This is a genomic window from Mesorhizobium sp. M0239 (assembly GCF_040321815.1).
Classification (GTDB): domain Bacteria; phylum Pseudomonadota; class Alphaproteobacteria; order Rhizobiales; family Rhizobiaceae; genus Mesorhizobium.
On record NZ_JAMYSG010000007.1, the window covers coordinates 40,797 to 60,848 of the forward strand.

The 20,052-nt window shown below is 62.0% G+C and carries 25 protein-coding genes and 1 pseudogene; 11 read left to right on the forward strand and 15 right to left on the reverse strand.

What is annotated here, in order from left to right:
• Positions 1-40: 40 nt before the first annotated feature.
• From NKI99_RS08715 to NKI99_RS08725, 3 genes are all read left to right on the forward strand, one after another.
• A complete protein-coding gene (locus NKI99_RS08715; RefSeq protein ID WP_128303273.1) occupies positions 41-955 on the forward strand; it encodes an RNA methyltransferase in 915 nt (304 codons plus the stop codon).
• Positions 948-1,748 carry a glutamate racemase gene (gene murI / locus NKI99_RS08720; protein WP_023810327.1) on the forward strand — a complete coding sequence of 267 codons (801 nt, stop codon included), beginning with the start codon at positions 948-950 and terminating at the stop codon, positions 1,746-1,748. The genes NKI99_RS08715 and murI overlap by 8 nt, the downstream gene beginning before the upstream one ends.
• A gap of 64 nt (positions 1,749-1,812) precedes the next feature.
• Entirely contained in the window at positions 1,813-2,001 is a 189-nt protein-coding gene (locus NKI99_RS08725) for a DUF3008 family protein (RefSeq protein ID WP_023810328.1), read from the forward strand.
• Between the two features lie 84 nt (positions 2,002-2,085).
• Here the strand turns inward: NKI99_RS08725 and NKI99_RS08730 are convergent, their stop codons facing one another.
• Entirely contained in the window at positions 2,086-2,295 is a 210-nt protein-coding gene (locus tag NKI99_RS08730) for a hypothetical protein (RefSeq protein WP_023810329.1), read from the reverse strand.
• 375 nt (positions 2,296-2,670) lie between these two features.
• Between NKI99_RS08730 and rpsD the strand changes: the two genes are divergently transcribed.
• From rpsD to NKI99_RS33830, 4 genes are all read left to right on the forward strand, one after another.
• Entirely contained in the window at positions 2,671-3,288 is a 618-nt protein-coding gene (gene rpsD, locus NKI99_RS08735) for a 30S ribosomal protein S4 (RefSeq protein ID WP_352610564.1), read from the forward strand.
• Between the two features lie 107 nt (positions 3,289-3,395).
• A complete protein-coding gene (gene ttcA / locus NKI99_RS08740; RefSeq protein ID WP_352610566.1) occupies positions 3,396-4,280 on the forward strand; it encodes a tRNA 2-thiocytidine(32) synthetase TtcA in 885 nt (294 codons plus the stop codon).
• Positions 4,270-5,103 (forward strand): inositol monophosphatase family protein, encoded by an 834-nt coding sequence (locus tag NKI99_RS08745; RefSeq protein WP_352610568.1) that lies wholly within the window; start codon positions 4,270-4,272, stop codon positions 5,101-5,103. The genes ttcA and NKI99_RS08745 overlap by 11 nt, the downstream gene beginning before the upstream one ends.
• A 55-nt stretch (positions 5,104-5,158) precedes the next feature.
• Positions 5,159-5,566: a UCP034077 family protein gene (locus NKI99_RS33830; protein ID WP_127293481.1), complete on the forward strand. Its 408-nt coding sequence runs from the start codon at positions 5,159-5,161 to the stop codon at positions 5,564-5,566.
• Here NKI99_RS33830 and NKI99_RS08755 read toward each other — a convergent pair.
• The 6 genes and pseudogenes from NKI99_RS08755 to NKI99_RS08780 all read right to left on the reverse strand — a co-directional run bounded on the left by NKI99_RS08755 (position 5,563) and on the right by NKI99_RS08780 (position 12,211).
• Positions 5,563-6,747: a multidrug effflux MFS transporter gene (locus NKI99_RS08755; protein WP_245486115.1), complete on the reverse strand. Its 1,185-nt coding sequence runs from the start codon at positions 6,745-6,747 to the stop codon at positions 5,563-5,565. The two genes, NKI99_RS33830 and NKI99_RS08755, sit on opposite strands and share 4 nt — an antisense overlap.
• A 253-nt stretch (positions 6,748-7,000) precedes the next feature.
• The gene (gene grxD / locus NKI99_RS08760; protein WP_006332883.1) at positions 7,001-7,336 is read right to left on the reverse strand and encodes a Grx4 family monothiol glutaredoxin; all 336 of its coding nucleotides are present in this window, start codon (positions 7,334-7,336) and stop codon (positions 7,001-7,003) included.
• Positions 7,337-7,517: 181 nt separating this feature from the next.
• On the reverse strand, positions 7,518-7,751 hold the full coding sequence (locus NKI99_RS08765; RefSeq protein ID WP_010909092.1) for a BolA/IbaG family iron-sulfur metabolism protein: 234 nt from the start codon (positions 7,749-7,751) through the stop codon (positions 7,518-7,520).
• 133 nt (positions 7,752-7,884) lie between these two features.
• A pseudogene (locus tag NKI99_RS08770) lies at positions 7,885-8,405 on the reverse strand (hypothetical protein).
• Between the two features lie 45 nt (positions 8,406-8,450).
• Positions 8,451-10,682: a phosphoribosylformylglycinamidine synthase subunit PurL gene (purL, locus tag NKI99_RS08775; protein ID WP_352610571.1), complete on the reverse strand. Its 2,232-nt coding sequence runs from the start codon at positions 10,680-10,682 to the stop codon at positions 8,451-8,453.
• Between the two features lie 119 nt (positions 10,683-10,801).
• Positions 10,802-12,211 (reverse strand): aminotransferase-like domain-containing protein, encoded by a 1,410-nt coding sequence (locus NKI99_RS08780; RefSeq protein WP_352552720.1) that lies wholly within the window; start codon positions 12,209-12,211, stop codon positions 10,802-10,804.
• Between the two features lie 93 nt (positions 12,212-12,304).
• Here NKI99_RS08780 and NKI99_RS08785 point away from each other — a divergent pair, with 93 nt between their 5' ends.
• Positions 12,305-12,556 (forward strand): DUF1127 domain-containing protein, encoded by a 252-nt coding sequence (locus NKI99_RS08785; RefSeq protein ID WP_128303279.1) that lies wholly within the window; start codon positions 12,305-12,307, stop codon positions 12,554-12,556.
• A gap of 78 nt (positions 12,557-12,634) precedes the next feature.
• On the opposite strand, the gene NKI99_RS08790 is transcribed toward NKI99_RS08785, so the two are convergent.
• The 6 genes from NKI99_RS08790 to purC form a co-directional block, all read right to left on the reverse strand.
• Positions 12,635-13,276, reverse strand: a complete 642-nt coding sequence (locus tag NKI99_RS08790; protein ID WP_128303280.1) for a Pr6Pr family membrane protein — start codon at positions 13,274-13,276, stop codon at positions 12,635-12,637.
• 3 nt (positions 13,277-13,279) lie between these two features.
• Positions 13,280-13,687, reverse strand: a complete 408-nt coding sequence (locus tag NKI99_RS08795; RefSeq protein WP_128303281.1) for a hypothetical protein — start codon at positions 13,685-13,687, stop codon at positions 13,280-13,282.
• On the reverse strand, positions 13,684-14,349 hold the full coding sequence (locus tag NKI99_RS08800) for a glutathione S-transferase family protein (protein ID WP_127810643.1): 666 nt from the start codon (positions 14,347-14,349) through the stop codon (positions 13,684-13,686). Before NKI99_RS08800 ends, NKI99_RS08795 begins: the two co-directional genes overlap by 4 nt.
• Before the next feature lie 84 nt (positions 14,350-14,433).
• Positions 14,434-15,102, reverse strand: a complete 669-nt coding sequence (purQ, locus tag NKI99_RS08805; RefSeq protein ID WP_128303282.1) for a phosphoribosylformylglycinamidine synthase subunit PurQ — start codon at positions 15,100-15,102, stop codon at positions 14,434-14,436.
• A gap of 1 nt (position 15,103) precedes the next feature.
• Positions 15,104-15,346: a phosphoribosylformylglycinamidine synthase subunit PurS gene (gene purS, locus NKI99_RS08810; RefSeq protein WP_023810342.1), complete on the reverse strand. Its 243-nt coding sequence runs from the start codon at positions 15,344-15,346 to the stop codon at positions 15,104-15,106.
• A gap of 43 nt (positions 15,347-15,389) precedes the next feature.
• Complete coding sequence (purC, locus tag NKI99_RS08815) at positions 15,390-16,184, reverse strand: phosphoribosylaminoimidazolesuccinocarboxamide synthase (protein WP_013532127.1); 795 nt, start codon at positions 16,182-16,184, stop codon at positions 15,390-15,392.
• Positions 16,185-16,458: 274 nt separating this feature from the next.
• Between purC and NKI99_RS08820 the strand changes: the two genes are divergently transcribed.
• Complete coding sequence (locus NKI99_RS08820; protein WP_013532126.1) at positions 16,459-16,779, forward strand: DUF1476 domain-containing protein; 321 nt, start codon at positions 16,459-16,461, stop codon at positions 16,777-16,779.
• Between the two features lie 126 nt (positions 16,780-16,905).
• Positions 16,906-17,679, forward strand: coding sequence for an HpcH/HpaI aldolase family protein (locus NKI99_RS08825; protein ID WP_023810343.1), 774 nt, complete (start codon positions 16,906-16,908; stop codon positions 17,677-17,679).
• A gap of 6 nt (positions 17,680-17,685) precedes the next feature.
• On the opposite strand, the gene NKI99_RS08830 is transcribed toward NKI99_RS08825, so the two are convergent.
• Positions 17,686-18,240: an RBBP9/YdeN family alpha/beta hydrolase gene (locus tag NKI99_RS08830; protein WP_023810344.1), complete on the reverse strand. Its 555-nt coding sequence runs from the start codon at positions 18,238-18,240 to the stop codon at positions 17,686-17,688.
• Positions 18,241-18,489: 249 nt separating this feature from the next.
• Between NKI99_RS08830 and NKI99_RS08835 the strand changes: the two genes are divergently transcribed.
• Complete coding sequence (locus NKI99_RS08835) at positions 18,490-19,305, forward strand: VOC family protein (protein WP_023810345.1); 816 nt, start codon at positions 18,490-18,492, stop codon at positions 19,303-19,305.
• Between the two features lie 15 nt (positions 19,306-19,320).
• Here the strand turns inward: NKI99_RS08835 and NKI99_RS08840 are convergent, their stop codons facing one another.
• Positions 19,321-20,049, reverse strand: a complete 729-nt coding sequence (locus tag NKI99_RS08840; RefSeq protein WP_023810346.1) for a metallophosphoesterase family protein — start codon at positions 20,047-20,049, stop codon at positions 19,321-19,323.
• Between the last annotated feature and the right edge of the window lie 3 nt (positions 20,050-20,052).

A 20,052-nucleotide genomic window follows, 5' to 3' on the forward strand; every position in this document is an offset into this window, starting at 1 on the left:
GGGACGCTGAAATGCCGCAAACAGCAGTTCATTGACAATCATGCCCGTCATCAAAGATCCCGATAGCATTGCAGTCGCCGGCCCGGCGATCATCCTCGTCGAGCCGCAGCTTGGCGAGAACATCGGCATGGTCGCGCGCGCCATGGCCAATTTCGGTCTGTCGGAGCTGCGCCTGGTCAACCCGCGTGATGGTTGGCCGAGCGAGAAGGCACGCGCGGCGGCCAGCCGCGCCGACCATGTCATCGACGCCGTGAGAGTGTTCGACGACCTGGCCTCGGCGCTCGCCGACTTGAATTTTGTCTTCGCAACCACGGCCAGGCAGCGCGACGGCTTCAAATCCGTGCGCGGGCCGGTGGAGGCGGGCAGGATGCTTCGGACCCATCATGCAATGGGACAACGCACTGGCATCCTGTTCGGACGCGAACGCTTCGGCCTCTACAATGACGAGGTCGGCTTGGCCGACGAGATCGTCACTTTCCCGGTCGATCCCGATTTCTCCTCGCTCAACATCGCCCAGGCCGCGCTGCTGATGTCCTATGAATGGATGAAGTCCGGCCTGGAAGATGAGACCAAGACCAATTTTTCCGGCCCGGACATGAAGCCGGCAAGCAAGGAAGAATTGCACGGCCTGTTTGCGTATCTGGAAGGCGCATTGGAAGCGCGCGGCTATTTCCGGCCGGCGCCGAAGAAGCCGAAAATGGTCGACAATCTGCGCGCGGTGCTCACACGCCCCGGCTTTGCCGAACCGGAGCTCAAGGTGCTGCGCGGCATCATCTCGTCGCTCGACAGGTTTTCTCCGGCGATGCCGCGCGGCGACGGGTCCCCTGGCGACGATCCGCGGCGCTTGCCCGCGGCCGCCGCGCGTGCCCGCAAGGCGGAGGCGGCGCGCTTTGCCGACACCGGCAAGGACGATGACATACCGCCGCTTGGCGGAAAAGGAACCGACAATGACTGAGCGGCCGATCCTGATGTTCGATTCGGGCATCGGCGGGCTTACCGTGCTGCGCGAGGCACGCGTGCTGATGCCCGACCGCCGCTTCATCTATGTCGCCGACGACGCTGCGTTTCCCTACGGCGCTTGGGAAGAGCCGGCGCTGAGGGCGCATATACTCGAATTGTTCGGCAAACTGCTGGAGCGCTTTGCGCCGGCCATTTCCGTCATCGCCTGCAACACCGCCTCGACGTTGGTGATCGATGCGTTGCGCGATAGATTTCCCGAGCATCCTTTCGTCGGCATGGTGCCTGCGATCAAGCCGGCGGCGGAACGCACGCGCTCAGGGCTGGTTTCGGTGCTGGCGACGCCTGGCACCGTCAAGCGCCAATACACGCGCGACCTGATCAGCAAATGGGCGCAGAAATGCCATGTCCGCCTGGTGGGCAGCGACAGGCTGGCGGGACTGGCTGAGATCTACATGCGTGAGGGCTTCGTCGATGAAGAAGCCGTGCGCACCGAGATTACGCCGTGCTTCGTCGAACATGATGCGCTGCGTACGGATATCGTCGTGCTCGCCTGCACACACTACCCCTTTCTGGCCAATCGCATGCGCAAGACGGCGCCCTGGCCGGTCGATTGGCTCGACCCCGCTGAAGCGATCGCGCGCCGGGCGCTGTCGCTTCTCGCCGACATCGATCCGAGCGGTCGTGGCGAGATGCTGCCTGAAGGCCCCGACCTTGCCGTCTTCACATCGAAAAGAGCCGATTTTCCGACCCGTCGCCTAATACAGGGCTTCGGGCTGGCGATGTCGTGATTCCGAAGCGGAACATCACGGCAGTCGTTGCGTTTTTCTCCAGATTCTAACGGGAGAAAGAGCCATGCCAGCCACCTCGAAAGCCCAGCAGAAAGCCGCCGGCGCGGCTCTGTCGGCCAAGCGCGGCGAGACCAAGAAGAGCGAACTCCAGGGCGCTTCCAAGGGAATGTACGAATCGATGAGCGAAAAGCAGCTCGAGGAATTCGCCGAGACGAAGCGCAAGGGCCTGCCGGAGAAGAAGTCGAAAGACTAAGGGTTAAGCATCCGGAATCAAAGAGCCCGCGGCCAAGACCGCGGGCTTTGAAATGATATCGGCCGCCTGAGACCGGATAGGAGCCTACCAGCGCCCGCTGCAGCGCTTGATCTTGTAGCGTATGACCTTCTTGTGGCCGTGCCGCCAGATAACCTTCTTCTTGATCACGATGCGGCAAGCCTGGTGATGCCGGTGTCCTTGCCAATGCCTGGCCTCCGCCGGCTCCGGTGTCAGGACCGCCATGGATCCCGCCAACACAGCGGCTCCTGTCAGGGTAAGGAAGAATTTCTTCATGCGAATGTAGCTCCTCTGCTCCGGTCCCTTCCTGATGCCGCTGGCGCAACCTCCCGCCACATCCGGCACTGCACTCAACCCAGAGACGCTATATCGTCGCCATGGCCTACGCCAGCCACAAGCTTGACACCGGTTAAATCTCCGTTTAATCAGCGCCCCAACACCGGGCCGCAATGCCCGGTGGTTTTCTTTATGTGCGCAAGATGCGTGGAAATCCAATTCTACTATCTTGTTTGAACTGACGTGTCCCGTGGGTTTTCCGCCGCGTTGCGTGGGAAAACCCTGTCAGGTCTCGAAAACGGAGGCCAGAGGAGGGCGCGTTTCCTTCACCCGGACCATGAGGTTCCGGGTGTATTGTTTTGAAAAGGGAATGCGATGAGCAAGCGCGAATCCGCGAAGTACAAGATCGACCGCCGTCTCGGCGAAAATATCTGGGGCCGCCCGAAGTCCCCGGTCAACAAGCGTGAATACGGTCCTGGCCAGCATGGCCAGCGCCGCAAGGGCAAGCTTTCCGATTTCGGCCTGCAGCTGCGCGCCAAGCAGAAGCTGAAGGGTCACTATGGCGATGTTTCGGAAAAGCAGTTCCGCAAGGTCTATGAAGAGGCTGACCGCCGCAAGGGCGACACCTCGGAGAACCTGATCGGCCTGCTCGAATCGCGTCTCGACGCGGTCGTCTACCGCGCCAAGTTCGTGCCGACCATTTTCGCCGCCCGTCAGTTCGTCAACCACGGCCACGTCAACGTCAACGGCAAGCGTGTCAATATCGGCTCGTATCGCTGCAAGCCGGGCGATGTCGTCGAAGTGCGCGAAAAGTCCAAGCAGCTGGTCATCATTCTGGAAGCGGTCGGTCTCGCCGAGCGCGACGTGCCGGACTACATCGAAGCCGATCACAACAAGATGGTCGCGACCTTCTCGCGCATCCCTGGCCTTGCGGACGTTCCGTTCGCCGTGCAGATGGAACCGAACCTGGTCGTCGAATTCTATTCGCGCTAAACGAGCGCGTTCTGCGATACCAAGCAAAGGCCGCCTGTCGAGGCGGCCTTTTCTTTGTCGGTCATGTCCGCTAATCCGGCGCTCTGGGCCACTGAAAGCGACATGCCATGAACATGCTTCCAGACATCGAACCGATCGCCGACAGCGAAGGCGGCTTCCATCCGCTGTTCGCCGACGTGCCGTCCTCGGTCGAATTCAACAAATTGCGCAAGCGGCTGCTGCGGCTGACCCGGCAGGCGATCGACGATTTCTCGATGGTCACGCCCGGCCAGCGCTGGCTCGTTGCCCTGTCTGGCGGCAAGGATTCCTACGGCCTGCTCGCGGTGCTGCTCGACCTTAAATGGCGCGGGCTCTTGCCGGTCGATCTTCTGGCCTGCAATCTCGACCAAGGCCAGCCCAATTTCCCCAAACATATCCTGCCGGACTATCTCGACAGCCACGGCATTGCCCACCGGATCGAGTATCAGAACACCTATTCCGTCGTCACCGACAAGCTTCCTGCGGGCAGCACCTATTGCTCGCTCTGCTCGCGCCTCAGGCGGGGCCATCTCTACCGCATTGCGCGCGAGGAGGGGTGCTCGGCGCTGGTGCTCGGCCACCATCGCGAGGACATTCTCGAAACCTTCTTCATGAATCTCTTCCATGGCGGCCGTCTCGCCGCCATGCCGCCAAAACTGCTCAACGACGAGGGCGACGTCATGGTGCTGCGGCCATTGAGCTACTGCGCCGAGGCCGATCTGGAAAAATTCGCCGCCGCCATGCATTTCCCGATCATTCCCTGCGATCTCTGCGGCAGCCAGGAAGGTCTTCAGCGCAACGCCATGAAGGCGATGCTCGAGGACCTGGAAAAGCGCATGCCGGGCCGCAAGGATACGATGCTGCGCGCGCTGTCGAACAGCAGGCCATCGCATCTGCTCGACAGAAAGCTGTTCGACTTCGCTGCGCTCAATGAGACCCTCAGCACAAGGCAAGATATTTCCGATGACATTTGACGACACCGCGATCGACTGGCTGGCCGGCATTCTGGCCGAGGCGGCGCTGACCGAGATCATGCCGCGCTTTCGCCGGCTTGGTGAGGGCGACATCCGCCAGAAGACGTCGGCTGCCGACCTGGTGACCGAAGCCGACGTCAATGCCGAGCGGCTGATCGCCGCGCGGCTGCGCGAGCGCTATCCCCAGGCGATGATCGTCGGCGAGGAGGCCTGTTCCGACAATCCGGCACTGCTCGATGGTCTGGGCGATGCCGATCTGGCCTTCGTCATCGATCCGGTCGACGGCACTTTCAACTTCGCCTCCGGCGTGCCGCTGTTCGGCGTCATGCTGGCGGTCGTGGTCCAGGGCGAGACGGTTGCCGGCATCATCCACGATCCCGTCGGCAAGGACTGGCTGATCAGTGCCAGGGGCGCTGGCAGCCATATCCGGCATGCGCATGGCAGCCTGGAGAAGGTGCATGTCGCGGCACCTGCGCCGATCGCGCAGATGACCGGCTCCGTCTCCTGGCAATATATGGCCGAGCCGGAGCGGTCGCGGCTGGCGCGCAACCAGACGAAGATCCTGTCGCAATTCGCCTATCGCTGCGCCGCGCACGAATACCGCCTGTTGGCGAGCGGCCATGCCCACTTCGTCGTCTACAACAAGCTGATGCCGTGGGATCATCTGGCCGGCGTGCTGATCCATGCCGAGGCCGGCGGCCACGCGGCGCGCTTCGACGGCAGCACCTATCTGCCCTCGCATCTCGGCGGCGGCCTGCTTGTCGCGCCCGATCGCGAAAGCTGGCACGAATTGCGCCGCGAACTCTGGGCGGCACAGGATTAATTGCTGCGTTAGCCGAAGGAGCGGTGCAATTTCACGCAAATCCGGAGGCTCTCGAATGAAACCTCGGTTCGCATTTGTCGCCACGGCTCTTGCCGCCGCTCTGTTTGCCAGTTCCCAGGAAGCAAGATCGCAAGAGCGCAGCTGTCGCAGTTCCGATCCCGTCGATACGATAAGGGAGATGTCGGACGCTATCTATGCCTGCTGGAAACCGCCACCCGGAACCGCGGGCATGTCCCTGACACTGCGGTTCTCGCTTCGCCGCAACGGCACACTGATTGGCAAACCTCGCGCCACATATTCCGATCTGGGAACCGATGCCCAGCGCAGCAGGGCCTTCGTGGCATCCATCCTCAGGGCACTTGATGACGCTCTGCCATTGCCTTTTTCGGACAGCATGGGTGAAGCAATCGCAGGGCGCATGCTTGCCCCTCGGTTCACGGCAACTCTTGAAGGTGCGTCCTAATGCAAGTCGGTGATGTGCCCTGAAACGGGCGGGTTCTGTGGCTGGAACATCTTGCCGCGCTCGGCGATGAAGATCATCAGCAGCGCCGCGACCGAGACACTGCAGAAGCCGGCGGCCAGCGGCGTCACCGTGCCGTTGAAGGCCTGACCGATCAACGTGCCGAGAATGCCGCCGAGAAACGTCTGCATGAAACCGAGGATCGACGACGCCGTGCCGGCCAGTTGTCCGAGCGGTTCCATGGCCAGCGCGTTGAAGTTCGCGCCGAGCGCACCGAACGGAAGCATGGCACAGGCAAAGAAGGTGATGAACAGCCAGAGCGGCATCTTCATTTCCAGCGAAACGACCAGCCAGGCAAGGCTGATGACCAGGAACAGCAGCAACGCGCTCTGCGACAGGCGGCGCATGCCGATGCGGCCGACAAGGCGCGAATTCAGAAAGTTGGAGAAGGCGAGCACGCCCGCAACCCCGGCGAAGATGACCGGGAACATCTCCCCGACATGGAAGATGTCCACATAGATCTGCTGCGCCGAAGCGATGAAGCCGAACATGGCGCCGAAGATGAAGGTGCTGGCGAAGGCATAGCAGATCGCAATGCGGTTGGTGAGCACGATGCGAAACCCGCCGACAATCGAGTTCACGGTCAGCGGCCGGCGATGTTCGGGATGCAGCGTTTCAGGAAGGCGCAGCAGCGACCAGGCCGAGACGAGGAGCGCACCGACGGCCATGGTGACGAAGATCCAATGCCAGGTCGCAAACAGCATGATGAACTGGCCGATGCCGGGAGCAATGACCGGTATCGCCATGAACACCATGAAGATCAGCGACATCACCTCGGCCATGCGCCGGCCGTCGAACGTATCGCGCACGATCGAGACGGCGATGACGCGGGTGGCGGCTGCACCGATGCCCTGCACGGCTCGGCACAGCAGAAGTGTTTCAAAGCTTGGCGCAATGGCGGCAGCCGCCGCCGCGGCGACATAAATCACCAGCCCGGCGACCAGCGGTGCGCGACGCCCGAAGCGATCCGAGATCGGCCCGAAGAACAGCTGTCCGCCGCCGAAGCCCAGAATGTAGGCCGTTATGACGTACTGCCGGTGGTTTTCATTTTCGACGCCGAGCGAGGCGCCGATCTGCTGCAGCGCGGGCAGCATGATATCGATGGCCAGCGAGTTCAGCGCCATCAGCGCCGCGCACAGGGCGATGAACTCCCAGCGCGGAATGGGCAGTTTGCTTGCCGATTGCGGCTCTGGTTTTGACTGGTCCACGGCAAGTCCGATCTTTCAAACGAAAATGCGCCGGCGGGCCGGCGCATTGGCTCGTCTTGGTCCTGGGTTCAGGACATGAAAATTGCCGAGGTGGGCTGCTCCCGGCGCCTTTGTGCACGACCCCGAAAATCAAAATCAACCTTCGGATGGCAATATGCACAAACAGAAATCAGGCGGCGCCTTTGACGCTGACGCCCTTCTCGACGAGGAATGTCTGCAACTCACCGGCCTGGAACATCTCGCGGATGATATCGCAGCCGCCGACGAATTCGCCCTTGACGTAGAGCTGAGGGATCGTCGGCCAGTTGGAATATTCCTTGATGCCCTGGCGCAGTTCAGCCGAGTCCAGAACGTTCACGCCTTTGTAGTCGGCGCCGATATAGTCGAGGATCTGGACGACCTGGCCGGAAAATCCGCATTGCGGGAAACCGGGCGTGCCCTTCATGAAAAGGACGACGTCGTTGCCCTTCACTTCATTGTCGATGTAGTCGTTGATACCGCTCATGGAAAATCCTTTCCCGCCTGTGGGAGTCAGGCTCGAAACATATCCCTTCAAATAAACCCAACGATTGCTCGAAACAAGACGTTAGCCGTGCCGTGGCTGAAATGGCGCAAAGGATGAGCCGTGTTGGGCCAAGCGGTTCTCTCGACACTGATCCGCGTGGTTGCGGTTGTTCCGGTGCGGCTCAGTCAGGAACGCTGGTCTGCAGCGCCAGTGCGTGCAGCACGCCACCCATATTTCCTTTCAGCGCGTCATAGACCATCTGGTGCTGCTGCACGCGGCTTTTCCCTCGAAAGCTCTCGGCCACCACCTCGGCCGCATAATGGTCGCCGTCGCCGGCGAGATCGCGGATCGTCACCTTGGCGTCCGGAATGCCGTCCTTGATCAGTTTTTCGATGTCGTGGGCATCCATTGCCATGGCAAAATCCTGTTTCGAGCGGCCGGCAGCCGGCCATAAGATGAGAGTCGGGCGAGCCTAAAGCCTTTCCGGTCCGGATTGAAGCCGTTCTGTCCCACCAACGGCAAGACGGTTCGATGGCTTCAGAGAAAGACTAGACCGGTGGGCTTGCTTCATCCTCGGCAATGTCCTCGCGTGTCGAGAAGGCGCGGCCAAGGCTGAAGGCCAGCACGTAGAGCGGCACGTTGAGCACGAGACTGACAATGGGAAGGTAACTCGTCATTTGCCAAGCTGGCGAGAAGAACCCCTCGCCATAGCCGTCGCAGATGAGCGACGAGCCGTACTCCCACATCGCGCCTACGACCACCGCGCTGGCAAAAAGCTTGATGCAGGTGACAATGTGCCTTGCCCGTGCCGGATCCGGCGCCAGGCGGTCCCACAGAACCAGGCAGACGATCGGGACCGCGTAGATGAGATTCTGCGCGATGAGCATGGGGATGGCGCCATTGGCCGCGGCAAGGAACTCCGCGCGCGTTTCCAGCCGCATGCACACCTCGCTTGAGGTTGTCGACAGCAGGAAAAGACGAACGGTCCCAGGAACCAGAAGAAGAACAACGACGGCCAGAAGACGACTGCAAGCAGCGCCCGGGCAGCCAGTTTCCTGTGATTGATCATGAGTTTCCCGAAAAACCGTTCCCACTTTTCGGGATCATGCTCTCGTCAACTGGCCTGGTCCATGAAGCGGGGGAACCAGCCTTCGTGCGCCGCGGAGAGTTCGCTGACCGGGATTGCCCTGGCGTCGCCAAGCTTCAGCGCGTTGCCCCCGGTCGAGCCGATCCACGGCGCGAAGATGCCGAGTTCGCCCTGCTGCTTGCGAATGGCGTCCCATTCGTCACCATGCGGATCGATCGACAGCGTCAGGAGATAACGGCCCTGATCCTCGCCGAACCAGACCGGGATCGGGTCGGTGCCGACAAGCCCGGGAACGGTGGCGCCGATACCGGACGCCATCGCCATTTCGGCAAGTGCAACGGCGACACCGCCATCGGAAACGTCGTGCGCCGCCGTGACGACACCGGATGCGATGAGCGCGCGCACATGGTCGCCGACGCGCTTTTCGTGATCGAGGTCGACCGGCGGCGGCGGGCCATCCGTGCGGCCGTGTATGTCCCTGAAATAGACCGATTGACCGAGATGCGTTCCCCAGGAGCCCGGCGCGCCGACCAGCAGGATCATCTGGCCCTCGGCCGCAAAGCCGGTCCGCACCATCTTCGACCAGTCGGCGATCAGCCCGACGCCGCCGATAGTCGGGGTTGGCAGGATGCCCTGGCCGTTGGTCTCGTTGTAGAGCGAGACATTGCCGGAGACGATAGGGAAGCCAAGCGCACGGCAGGCGTCGCCTATGCCTTTCACCGCGCCGACCAGCTGGCCCATGATCTCGGGCCGTTCCGGGTTGCCGAAATTGAGGTTGTCGGTGGCGGCCAGCGGCAGAGCGCCGGTGGCGGTCAAGTTGCGCCAGCATTCGGCCACCGCCTGCTTGCCGCCCTCATAAGGGTCGGCCTCGCAATAGCGCGGCGTCACGTCGGACGAGAAGGCGAGCGCCTTGGTCGCATGGCCTTCGACCCGGACCACGCCGGCATCGCCGCCTGGAAGCTGCAGCGAATTGCCCTGGATCAACGTGTCATACTGTTCCCACACCCAACGCCGCGACGAAAGGTCCGGCCCGCCGAGCAGCTTCAGCAGCGCGTCGGCAACGTCGGCTTGCGGAATGTCATTGGCGGCCAGCGGCGCCGGCTTCTTCGGTTCGGTCCACGGCCGATCATATTCCGGAGCCTTGTCGCCAAGATCCTTGATCGGCAGGTTGGCGACCTCGTCGCCCTGGTGCAGAACGCGGAAGCGCAGATCGTCGGTGGTCTTGCCGACGATGGCGAAATCGAGCCCCCATTTGTGGAAGATCGCCTCGGCTTCCTTTTCCTTTTCCGGGCGCAGCACCATCAGCATGCGCTCCTGGCTTTCCGACAGCATCATCTCGTAGGCGCTCATGCGCTCTTCGCGCACCGGAACCTTGTCGAGATCGAGCTCGATTCCGAGGTCGCCCTTGGCGCCCATTTCGACCGCCGAGCAGGTGAGGCCGGCGGCACCCATGTCCTGGATGGCGATGACGGCGCCCGAGGCCATCAGTTCGAGGCTGGCTTCCAGCAGGCACTTTTCGGTGAAGGGATCGCCGACCTGCACTGTCGGGCGCTTCTCATCGATCTTGTCGTCGAATTCAGCCGACGCCATGGTGGCGCCGCCGACGCCGTCGCGGCCGGTCTTGGCGCCGAGATAGACGACCGGCAGGCCGACGCCCTTGGCTTCCGACAGGAAGATCGCATCGGTCTTGGCAAGGCCCGCCGCAAAGGCGTTGACCAGGATGTTGCCATTGTAGCGGGCGTCGAAATTGACCTCGCCACCGACTGTCGGCACGCCGAAGGCGTTGCCATAGCCGCCGACGCCGGAAACCACGCCTGAAACGAGATGCCGGGTCTTGGGATGGTCAGGCGAGCCGAAGCGCAGCGCATTCATCGCCGCGATCGGCCGCGCGCCCATGGTGAAGACGTCGCGCAATATGCCGCCGACGCCGGTCGCCGCGCCCTGGTAAGGCTCGATATAGGACGGGTGGTTATGGCTCTCCATCTTGAAGACGACGCAGTCGCCGTCGCCGATGTCGACCACGCCGGCATTCTCGCCCGGCCCCTGGATGACTTGCGGACCGGTGGTTGGCAGCGTGCGCAGCCACTTCTTCGAGGATTTGTAGGAGCAGTGCTCATTCCACATCGCCGAGAAGATGCCGAGTTCGGTGAAGCTCGGCTCGCGCCCGACAAGATCGAGGATGCGCTGATACTCGTCGGGCTTGAGCCCGTGTGAGGCAATGAGCTCAGGGGTGATCGGCACGGAATTGGAAATGGTCATGGGCGGCGATTTATATCCGGGACGTTGGGATTTTGAGTCCCGTCTTATCGCAAGCCTTGCGGCCGATACACCCATGGATTGACGAAAAACGACGGAAAACCGGACAAAGCCACGCAGTGTCAGGAGAAGCTGTCGTAGCCGGCGCGGCCTTCATCGAGAAGTCGCCGGATCGCCGCGACGCCTTCGGCTATGTCCTCGCGCTGTCTCGGCTGCGAAACGCCAAAGCGGACGCCATGGAAAACCTGCTCGGAGCGGCCGGCCTTGAACTCGTCCTCGTCGTCGATCAGCACGCCGTGCTCAAGGCAGGCGTTCTTGAAGGTGCCGGAAAGCCAGGGGTCGGGCAGGGTCAGCCAGACAAAGGGCACCCTGTCATGCGACTTGAACGCGAAGCCGGCCAAAGTCTCGCGCACGATGGCGATGCGGGCGCCGATTTCGGCGATGCTGCGCTTGCGTATCTCATCCGCCTGACCTGACAGCACCAGCCTTGTATTCACCTCCGCCAGCAGGAAGGGCATGCCGCCGGTCATCATCTTGTGGGCGACACGGATGCGGTGGCGGTAGGCGGGCGGGCAAGAAAGCCAGCCGCCGCGTACACCGGCTGCGACCGACTTCGACAGGCCGCCCGCGACAATGGTGCGTTCAGGCGCATACTCGGCCAGCAATGGTGTCGGATCATCGGTCAGATTGCCATAGAGGTCGTCCTCGATGAGGACGACGTTGTATTCGCGTGCGACATGGGCGATCGCCTCGCGGCGCGCCGCCGACAAGGTGGCCAGCGTCGGATTCTGCGCAGTCGGCATCAGGAAGATCATCTTGGGATGCTTTTGCGCGCAGACGCGCTCGAAATCCTGCGGATCGATGCCTTCCTCGTCCGATGCCACCAGCGCGGTGCGCCTGCCGATCAGGCCGGCACTGCGGGAAATCTGCGAGTAGGTGAGGTGCTCGAAGGCAACATAGTCGCCAGGCATGGTGAGCGCCGCGATTGCCGCCATCACCGCCGCATGGGTGCCGAGCGTGGGAACGACGGTGTCGGCACTCGGACGAAACGAATTGCGCGCCAACCAGCGGGCGCCGGCTTCGTACCAGCGGTCGGGAAAATCCCGCGTGTAGCTTGAAATCTCATGTGGATGGTCCTGCGCCGTGCGCGACAGGACACCGGCGACGATGTCGCCCTGGCCGATATCGGGTGCTGCGGTGCTGTCGAAACGCAACTTGCCTTTAGGCGCATCGATATAGCGTGTGCCTTCGCCGCCGACGTCCGGAGCCGGAAAATCCGGCTTCGCGCGCTGGCCGAGCACATAGGTTCCACGCCCGACTTCGCCGCTCACCAGCCCACGCTCGCGCAGCAATTGATAGGCCCGGCCGACCGTGCCGACGGTGGTGCCGATGTCGTAGGCGAGGTCGCGTTGCGGCGGCAGCTTTGCGCCGGCATCGATCACGCCGCGATCGATGTCCGTCTCGATGGAATCCGCCAGCCGCTGATACAGCGGGCCGGAGCCGGCAGTGAGATCTGGAAGCCAATTTGTCATGGTGACAATTTTCTATATTGCACCGGCACATGAGTCAATACATATCAATCGCGTGCAAAAAAGGGTACAATTTAGAACGTCGGCAGAAAGAAAATGAATACAATCGCGACAATACGTCATTCGAGCGCTGCATTATCAGGCCAATCGATACGCCCGTCGGTTCAGCGCGGCTTTGTCAGCCGCCTTGTGCGCGTGCTGAGGTCGCTGGCAAGATGGATCGACAACCTGCTGGATCGCCGCCGCAGCCGGTTGGCGCTGCTGGAGATGACCGACGACCAGCTCAAGGATATCGGCATCTCGCGCTGCGATGCCCACCGCGAGGGCATCAGGCCGTTCTGGGACTGACCGTGATCCCAAAAGTGGGAACCGGTTTTTGGGAAAGATAATGGTCCCTGGAAATGCGGACAGGACGTCCGCACAGTTCTAACGGACGCTCGATGCCCTGGTGCGAGCAATGCCATGGTCCGCAAGGACGGCGACCACGCACAGCACGAGGAAAAGTCCGGTGATGGCTGCGGCCGAGATGACGACGCTGGTCGCGCCGTTCTTGGCGATGTCCAGGAAAGGGTAGGGCACCTCGCCGGCAAACGGCGCCCGCACCAGCGCATAGACCAGATAAGCGATGGGATAGATCACCCACCAGGAAATGTCGCTCCAGCGCGTCCTGCCGTCAGCGCCCGATATCAACCACCACAGCACGAAGAGCACCGGCGTCACATAATGCAGCAGGACGTCGCAGAGCAGGAACAGCCCCTGCGGCTGCCAGAGTTGTGCCAGGACCGTTGCATAGATGATAAAAACCAGCGCGATCGAAGCGGCAACGCCGGCCCGCATCCGCGCGCCTGCAAAGGCCGGCACCCAGGCATAGAAGGTGGGTGACAGCAGCGACATGTACACCAGCACCGCGCCGATGTTGGTCAAGATGGTGAAGAAGCTGAAGACGAAAATGACGGAGCCAAGCAGGCTGCGGCCTGCTTCCATCGATGCCGGAATGCTGATGCAGAACTGCAGGATGAGCCCGGCCAGACCGATGACCAGCCCCACAATCTGCAGAAAGCGGCCCATGGGCTAGGCCGTCGCGGCGCAGGCCGGATTGCCGGTCTGCCAACGAGCGATGTCCGAGCCGATGCGGGCGCCGAGCGGATCGTTCATCAGCGGTCCGAAGACGTCGACACGGCTAGAATTGCCTTGCGCCTGCACGACCAGCAAAGGTTTGCCGCCATAGTGCTTGGCCGGCACCAGCAGGAAACGCGGCGTGCCGCTGAACGAATTCAGCTCATTGGCCATCTGGTACGGTTTGAAGGCTGGGTCCTTGCTGGCGATCCAGCATTTGTGGGCAGCGATCGCCACTTGTTCCATGGCCAGCAGCGCAGCACTTTTGCCTGAGGGAACAGGCGTGCTCTTTGGCGTCGACTGGCAAGATGCCAGCACAAAGCCCGCCGCGGCGACCAGCGCGATCGTCTTCGACTTAATCAAGCGGCACCCATCTCAAGCTCGGACAGAAAAATCTTCAAACCATCGGTCATCTCGCCCCACACCCTCGACAATGCCGGGTGTTGCGAGGCGATCTGCTGGTAGGCGTCGAATTTGGGATAGGCATCGAGCAGGTCGTGGCGTCCCGTCATGGCCCGGAAATTGTTGAAGATGAACCGCGTCGGCGTCAGCCAGGCATCGGCGAAACTAATGTCGTCGCCGAGTGCGAAGGGCCCTTGCGCCATGCGGGCCTCGATCGCTGCCAGTCCATGATGTAGGCGGGCGAACTGGGCGTCGATCTCGGCATTGTTTCGCTTCGGCACGGAATGAAGCTCGAAAAGCTTCATCATCGGTGTCAGCACATCGAGATCGGTGATGCGGGCGAACATACGCACCAGCGCGCGGTCCTTGGAATCGGGGGGCAGCAGCGCCGGTTCCGGGAACCGTTCCTCGAGATATTCGGCGATGACCACCGATTCGACGATCGTCTCGCCCGAGCCGGTGATCAGCACCGGAATCCGGTTCATCGGTGAGATGGCGCGAAACTCTTCCGGGATGGGGAAACCGGGCGGCGGCGCGATGATCTTGAGTGGTACGTCCTTGATGTAGGCCAGTGCCCGCACGATCGACGAGTAGGGCGACAACGGCCGCGAATAGAGTTTCATGACCGTCTCTCTCCCCAATGAACCAGACTTGCTCCAAAGAAACAGGAATGTCCGGCTGTTTTCAAGCTGTTCGCTTCGATATCGTCAGGCGGCGATGCCGAGAGCGCTCTCGAACAGTCCGCGGCCGTCGGTGCCGCCATGGGCTGCTTCGATCAGGTTTTCCGGGTGCGGCATCAGCCCGAGCACATTGCCTTGGCTGTTGACGATGCCGGCAATGTCGTTGATCGAGCCATTGGGGTTGGTGCCCTCGGCATAGCGGAACACCACTTGGCCTTCGCCTTCGAGGCGGGCAAGCGTGTCGGCGTCGGCGAAATAATTGCCGTCATGATGCGCGACCGGCGAGCGGATGATCTGGCCCGGCTGATAGCGGCGGGTGAACATGGTGTTGGCATTGGTGATCTCGAGCTTCACCTGCCGGCAGACGAATTTCAGCGAGGTGTTGCGCATCAAGGCGCCCGGCAACAGGCCGGCCTCGACCAGGATCTGGAAACCGTTGCAGACGCCGATGACCGTAACGCCGGCGGCCGCTTTTTCGGCCACAGCCCGCATGACCGGCATGCGCGCCGCGATCGCGCCGCAGCGCAGATAGTCGCCGAAGGAAAAGCCGCCTGGAATGGCGATCAGGTCGACATCGGGGATTTCGGTGTCGGTCTGCCAGACGGTGATTGGCGGTGTTCCCGAAATCTTGGTCAACGCTGCGATCATGTCGCGGTCGCGATTGAGGCCGGGCAGGAGGACGACGGCTGATTTCAATTTAGGCGATCTCCACCGCGTAATTCTCAATCACCGTATTCGCCAGCAGCTTGTCGCACATGGCCTTGAGGTCGGCTTCGGCCTTGGCCTTGTCACTTTCGGCCAGTTCGACGTCGAAAACCTTGCCCTGCCGCACCGCGCCGACGCCGCCGAAGCCAAGGCCCGACAATGCGTGTTCTATCGCTTTGCCCTGCGGGTCGAGCACGCCGTTCTTGAGGGTGACGGTAATGCGGGCCTTGATCACGCTGGACATGCTCCTGTTCTGACTATCAGTTCGCAAGCCGCGATCAGTGCGGCTTGCCTTTGAGGCCGTCGGTCGAGGCGACGAGCACCGGGCCGGTCGGGCGCGGCGGCTCGTTCTCGTTCATGATGCCGAGGCGGCGGGCAACTTCCTGGTAGGCCTCGACGAGGCCGCCCATGTCGCGGCGGAAACGATCCTTGTCGAGCTTGTCCTGCGTCGCCACGTCCCACAGGCGGCAGGAATCCGGCGAGATCTCGTCGGCGACGACAATGCGCATCATGTCGCCCTCGAACAGCCGGCCGCATTCGATCTTGAAGTCGACGAGCTGGATGCCGACGCCCATGAACAGGCCGGAGAGGAAGTCGTTGACGCGGATGGCCAGCGCCATGACGTCGTCGATCTCCTGCGGGCTCGCCCAGCCGAACGCAGTGATGTGCTCTTCCGACACCATCGGATCGTCAAGCGCGTCGGCCTTGTAATAGAATTCAATGATCGAGCGCGGCAGAACGGTGCCTTCCTCGATGCCGAGCCGCTTGGACAGCGAACCGGCGGCGACATTGCGCACCACCACTTCGAGCGGAATAATCTCGACTTCCTTGATCAACTGCTCGCGCATGTTCAGCCGGCGGATGAAATGGGTCGGGATCCCCATGCGGTTCAAATGGTTGAAGATGTACTCGGAAATGCGGTTGTTGAGGACGCCCTTGCCGTCGATGACTTCATGCTTCTTCTTGTTGAACGCGGTGGCGTCATCCTTGAAGAACTGGATAAGCGTGCCCGGTTCGGGTCCCTCATAGAGTATCTTGGCCTTGCCTTCATAAATGCGGCGGCGATTTTTCATCTGGATTTTTCTCTGGGGTTCCGGACAGGCGGTATCAGACCATTTCCTGTCCGTCTGCCTGAAATAGTGCGGCTACGGTAGGGTTCAATGCCGGGTCTATCCCAATCACATCGTTTGCTCAATCGGCAAATCCTTCCAATCAACCGCTTTCGGGACTGAAATGCCGCAGCGCAGCATGCGATGAAGCGTATTGACCGGCCCGCGACCTTTTGGTTTGTGCTTTGGCAACGCACATATTCACCGCCAACGAATCGAATTTGACCGGAGGGACGCCATGAGCAGCATGAAAGACCGCGAAGAGGGCTTTGAGCGTAAATTCGCATTCGACGAGGAGCTTCGGTTCAAGGCCTCGGCGCGCCGCAACAAGGCGCTCGGCCTGTGGGCCGCCGAAAAGCTCGGAAAGTCCGGCGCTGATGCCGACGCCTATGCCAAGGAAGTGGTTATCTCCGACATCGAGGAAGCCGGCGACCACGACGTGTTCCGCAAAATCCGCGGGGATTTCGACGCGGCCGGCGTCGAGCAGTCGGACCACCAGATCCGCCGCACCATGGACGAACTGATGGCGCAGGCGATCGAGCAGATCAAGAACACCTGATCCGGGCCATGCGCTGATCCCGGCCATACGCTGGACCAATCGACCGCCCGGCCTATCCGGGCGGTTTTTCTTTGCCTTTGTCACGATTTCCGGCTGAAACTGCCGGAGTTAACAAGGAAAGTACCCATGTCCCTGAAGTCCCGCCTCGCGGCCGACGAAACGTTGTTCACCGCATGGTCCGGCGTGCCGGATGCCTTGACCGTCGAGATCGTCGCCAAGCAGGGCTTTGATGCCGTCACGCTCGACATGCAGCATGGCGGCCATCACGAAGACAGCGTGCTGCGTGGCCTGGTGCCGGTGCTCGCTGCCGGCAAGCCGGCGCTGGTGCGCATTCCTGTTGGCCGTTTCGACATGGCAAGCCGCGCGCTCGATTTCGGCGCCGAGGCGGTCATCGCGCCGATGGTGAATTCGGTTGCCGATGCAAAACTGTTCGCCGCCGCCATGAAATACCCGCCGCTCGGCGAGCGCTCATGGGGGCCGACTTACGCTTTTCCACGCCACGGCAAGGGCGACCAGGCCGAGTGGCTGCGCGACACCAACCAACGCACCATGGCCTTCGCCATGGTCGAGACGCGTCCGGCCCTCGATGCGCTCGACGGCATCCTCGACACGCCCGGCATCGACGGCATCTTCCTCGGCCCATCGGATTTCTCGATCGCCTGGAGCAATGGTGCGACCGTCAATTCGACGCTGGAAAGCATGATGGAGACGGTGGCATCGGTGGCCGAGCGCACCCGCAAGGCCGGCAAACATGCGGCGATCTACGTTGTCGAGCCGGCAATTGCCGGCCGGGTTGTGTCGATGGGCTATCGCCTGCTGGCCATGGGCTCCGAGCATTCGCTGATCGGGCTTGGCGCAAAAACGCTGATCAAGAGCGTCCGCGATTCGATTGGGTCCTGAAGAAACTCAGGGTTTCAAATCCGTCAGGAATTTGGCGAAGGTCATTGAACCTTCGGGCCACGGCCCGAAGCCTGAATCCGCGTTCAGATGACCGGTCTCGCCGGCATCGATGAATAGTGAGCCCCATGCACCGGCAATGTCTTCGGCGACATCGAAGGCGCAGAACGGATCGTTGCGGCTGGCGATCACGATCGAGGGAAAGGGCAGCGGCTCACGCGGGTAGGGACCGAAGGTCATCAGGTGCCTGGGCCTGATCTCGGGATTGGCGACGTCGGGAGGTGCCACGAAGAAGGCCCCGGCGATCGGCTTGCGGAATTGCGGAATGGCTTGCACCGCAGTGGTGACGCCGAGCGAATGCGCGACCAGGACGACCGGCCGCTCGGCCTCGTTGACCGCCTTGGCGACGCTCGCGGTCCAGTCCTCGCGAACCGGCTTCGACCACTCGGCCTGTTCGACGCGGCGCGCCGTCGACAGTTTCGACTGCCAGCGGCTCTGCCAATGGTCGGGGCCGGAATTGGTGTAGCCCGGCACGATGAGGATATCTGCTTCCTTGACCTTCATGGCGCTGAGATAGCGAGCGGCATCGCTTCGTGCAACCGGCGGGAACGCCACTTTTGATCACAATAGTGAACACCATGTTCGCTTCTTCGCGTCTTGTGTGAACGATGCCGATGGACGATCTGTGGTCAGGAAAAGAAACAGCCGTGCGCGGGAACCCTGACTTTGGAACTGACACGACGTACAATGATCGGCGGAGTGGGGCTTCTCGCTTTGGGAGCTTCATCGCAGGCCGGTCGAACGGAGCATTTGATGAGCGAGTTGCCTTTTGCCGCCACCACCCCAGTCAGCGTTGCCCGCGTCGGGCTGAAGGCGCGCGACGCGGAAAGCCTTGCCGCATATTACCGCGAAATTGTCGGTCTGCAGGAGTTGAGCCGTGCCGATGGTTCGATCACGCTGGGCGCCGCCAACCGTCCCTTGTTGGTGCTTGAGCAGGACGCTTCAGCTAAGCCGGATGATCCGCGCAGCGCCGGGCTGTTCCACACCGCCTTCCTGCTGCCCAGCCGCGCCGATCTCGGCCGCTGGATCAACCACGCTATATCAAACAAGATCGCCATCGAGGGCGCTTCCGACCATCTGGTCAGCGAAGCTCTGTACCTGACCGATCCCGAAGGCAATGGCATCGAGATCTATGCCGACCGCCGCCCGCAGGACTGGAAGTGGAATGGCGACAAGATTGCCATGGCAACGGAGCGGCTGAACATTCCGTCCGTCGTTGCCGAAGTGCCTGCGGGTGACGCCGGCTGGCAGGGCGCGCCGGAAAACAGCATCGTCGGCCATGTCCACCTGCGTGTCGGCAGGCCGGAAGACGCCGAAGCCTGGTGGAACCAGGAATTCGGCTTCGACACGGTGGCGAAATATGGCGGCCAGGCGGTGTTCCTGTCGTCGGGCGGCTATCACCACCACATCGGCGCCAACGCCTGGCAGAGTTCAGGCGCAGGCCGCCGCGATCCCTCCCGGTCAGGTCTGGCCTGGGTCGAGATGCGTTCGGACAAGGCATCCACCGAAACCACGCGGGAAGACCCGTGGGGCACGGTGATCCGCACCGTGCCTGGCGCTGCCGGCTAAGCGCCCGCTGCGCTCTTAAACAGAACTGGCGGCGTAACCGGTCAGCAATCCGTGTGCCCAACTGTCGAAGCCGGCCGCCGTCGCGCGGCTGGATGCTTCGGCCCAGTCATAACTGACCGCGTGATGGCTGAACGACCATTCTCCGCGCTTGTGCGTGGCGAGGGCGTAGCGGGCATGCGGGCTGCCGGTCACGGTAAGGCCGGGAAACGCCTGAACACCGACGCTGCCGGGATTTAGGATCGTCTGGCGGTCGGAAAGCCGCACGACGCGCGGCGTATGGGTGTGGCCGCACAAGGTCAGCCCGGCATCGATGCTGCCGAGCTTGTGTCTGATTTCTTTTTGATTGGATGGATAGAAGTGATTGCCGCCGTCTTCCTCGAGCAGGAACGTCTCGTCGTCGCTGGGGCTGCCGTGGCAGAGCAGAATTTCAGGGGCGAGCGTCAGGGCAATCGGCAATGCCAAAAGCCAAGCCAATGACGTCTGGGAGAGGCAATGGTGGGTAAAGGCATCGACGTCTTCCAGCCCGGAAGCCGGCGGCTCGATCAGCACACGGTCGTGATTGCCGCGCACGGTCGGCCAGTTCTGTGCAATCAAATATTGCGCGGTTTCTTCCGGCCATAGCGGCCCGGAGAGACAATCACCCAGATTGACGATGATGTCGGGAGAATTGTCCTTGATCCGCGCATGAACCGCTTCAAGCGCGCGCAGATTCCCGTGAATGTCGGAAAGGACAGCCAGTCGCATGGA

Bases quoted from the DNA above. Each gene is read 5' to 3' on its own strand.
- NKI99_RS08715 (WP_128303273.1), top strand. From the start codon at position 41: ATGCCCGTCATCAAAGATCCCGATAGCATTGCAGTCGCCGGCCCGGCG.
- murI (WP_023810327.1), top strand. From the start codon at position 948: ATGACTGAGCGGCCGATCCTGATGTTCGATTCGGGCATCGGCGGGCTT.
- NKI99_RS08725 (WP_023810328.1), top strand. From the start codon at position 1,813: ATGCCAGCCACCTCGAAAGCCCAGCAGAAAGCCGCCGGCGCGGCTCTG.
- NKI99_RS08730 (WP_023810329.1), bottom strand. From the start codon at position 2,295: ATGAAGAAATTCTTCCTTACCCTGACAGGAGCCGCTGTGTTGGCGGGA.
- rpsD (WP_352610564.1), top strand. From the start codon at position 2,671: ATGAGCAAGCGCGAATCCGCGAAGTACAAGATCGACCGCCGTCTCGGC.
- ttcA (WP_352610566.1), top strand. From the start codon at position 3,396: ATGAACATGCTTCCAGACATCGAACCGATCGCCGACAGCGAAGGCGGC.
- NKI99_RS08745 (WP_352610568.1), top strand. From the start codon at position 4,270: ATGACATTTGACGACACCGCGATCGACTGGCTGGCCGGCATTCTGGCC.
- NKI99_RS33830 (WP_127293481.1), top strand. From the start codon at position 5,159: ATGAAACCTCGGTTCGCATTTGTCGCCACGGCTCTTGCCGCCGCTCTG.
- NKI99_RS08755 (WP_245486115.1), bottom strand. From the start codon at position 6,747: ATGGCGCTGAACTCGCTGGCCATCGATATCATGCTGCCCGCGCTGCAG.
- grxD (WP_006332883.1), bottom strand. From the start codon at position 7,336: ATGAGCGGTATCAACGACTACATCGACAATGAAGTGAAGGGCAACGAC.
- NKI99_RS08765 (WP_010909092.1), bottom strand. From the start codon at position 7,751: ATGGCAATGGATGCCCACGACATCGAAAAACTGATCAAGGACGGCATT.
- purL (WP_352610571.1), bottom strand. From the start codon at position 10,682: ATGACCATTTCCAATTCCGTGCCGATCACCCCTGAGCTCATTGCCTCA.
- NKI99_RS08780 (WP_352552720.1), bottom strand. From the start codon at position 12,211: ATGACAAATTGGCTTCCAGATCTCACTGCCGGCTCCGGCCCGCTGTAT.
- NKI99_RS08785 (WP_128303279.1), top strand. From the start codon at position 12,305: ATGAATACAATCGCGACAATACGTCATTCGAGCGCTGCATTATCAGGC.
- NKI99_RS08790 (WP_128303280.1), bottom strand. From the start codon at position 13,276: ATGGGCCGCTTTCTGCAGATTGTGGGGCTGGTCATCGGTCTGGCCGGG.
- NKI99_RS08800 (WP_127810643.1), bottom strand. From the start codon at position 14,349: ATGAAACTCTATTCGCGGCCGTTGTCGCCCTACTCGTCGATCGTGCGG.
- purC (WP_013532127.1), bottom strand. From the start codon at position 16,184: ATGAAAAATCGCCGCCGCATTTATGAAGGCAAGGCCAAGATACTCTAT.
- NKI99_RS08820 (WP_013532126.1), top strand. From the start codon at position 16,459: ATGAGCAGCATGAAAGACCGCGAAGAGGGCTTTGAGCGTAAATTCGCA.
- NKI99_RS08825 (WP_023810343.1), top strand. From the start codon at position 16,906: ATGTCCCTGAAGTCCCGCCTCGCGGCCGACGAAACGTTGTTCACCGCA.
- NKI99_RS08830 (WP_023810344.1), bottom strand. From the start codon at position 18,240: ATGAAGGTCAAGGAAGCAGATATCCTCATCGTGCCGGGCTACACCAAT.
- NKI99_RS08835 (WP_023810345.1), top strand. From the start codon at position 18,490: ATGAGCGAGTTGCCTTTTGCCGCCACCACCCCAGTCAGCGTTGCCCGC.
- NKI99_RS08840 (WP_023810346.1), bottom strand. From the start codon at position 20,049: ATGCGACTGGCTGTCCTTTCCGACATTCACGGGAATCTGCGCGCGCTT.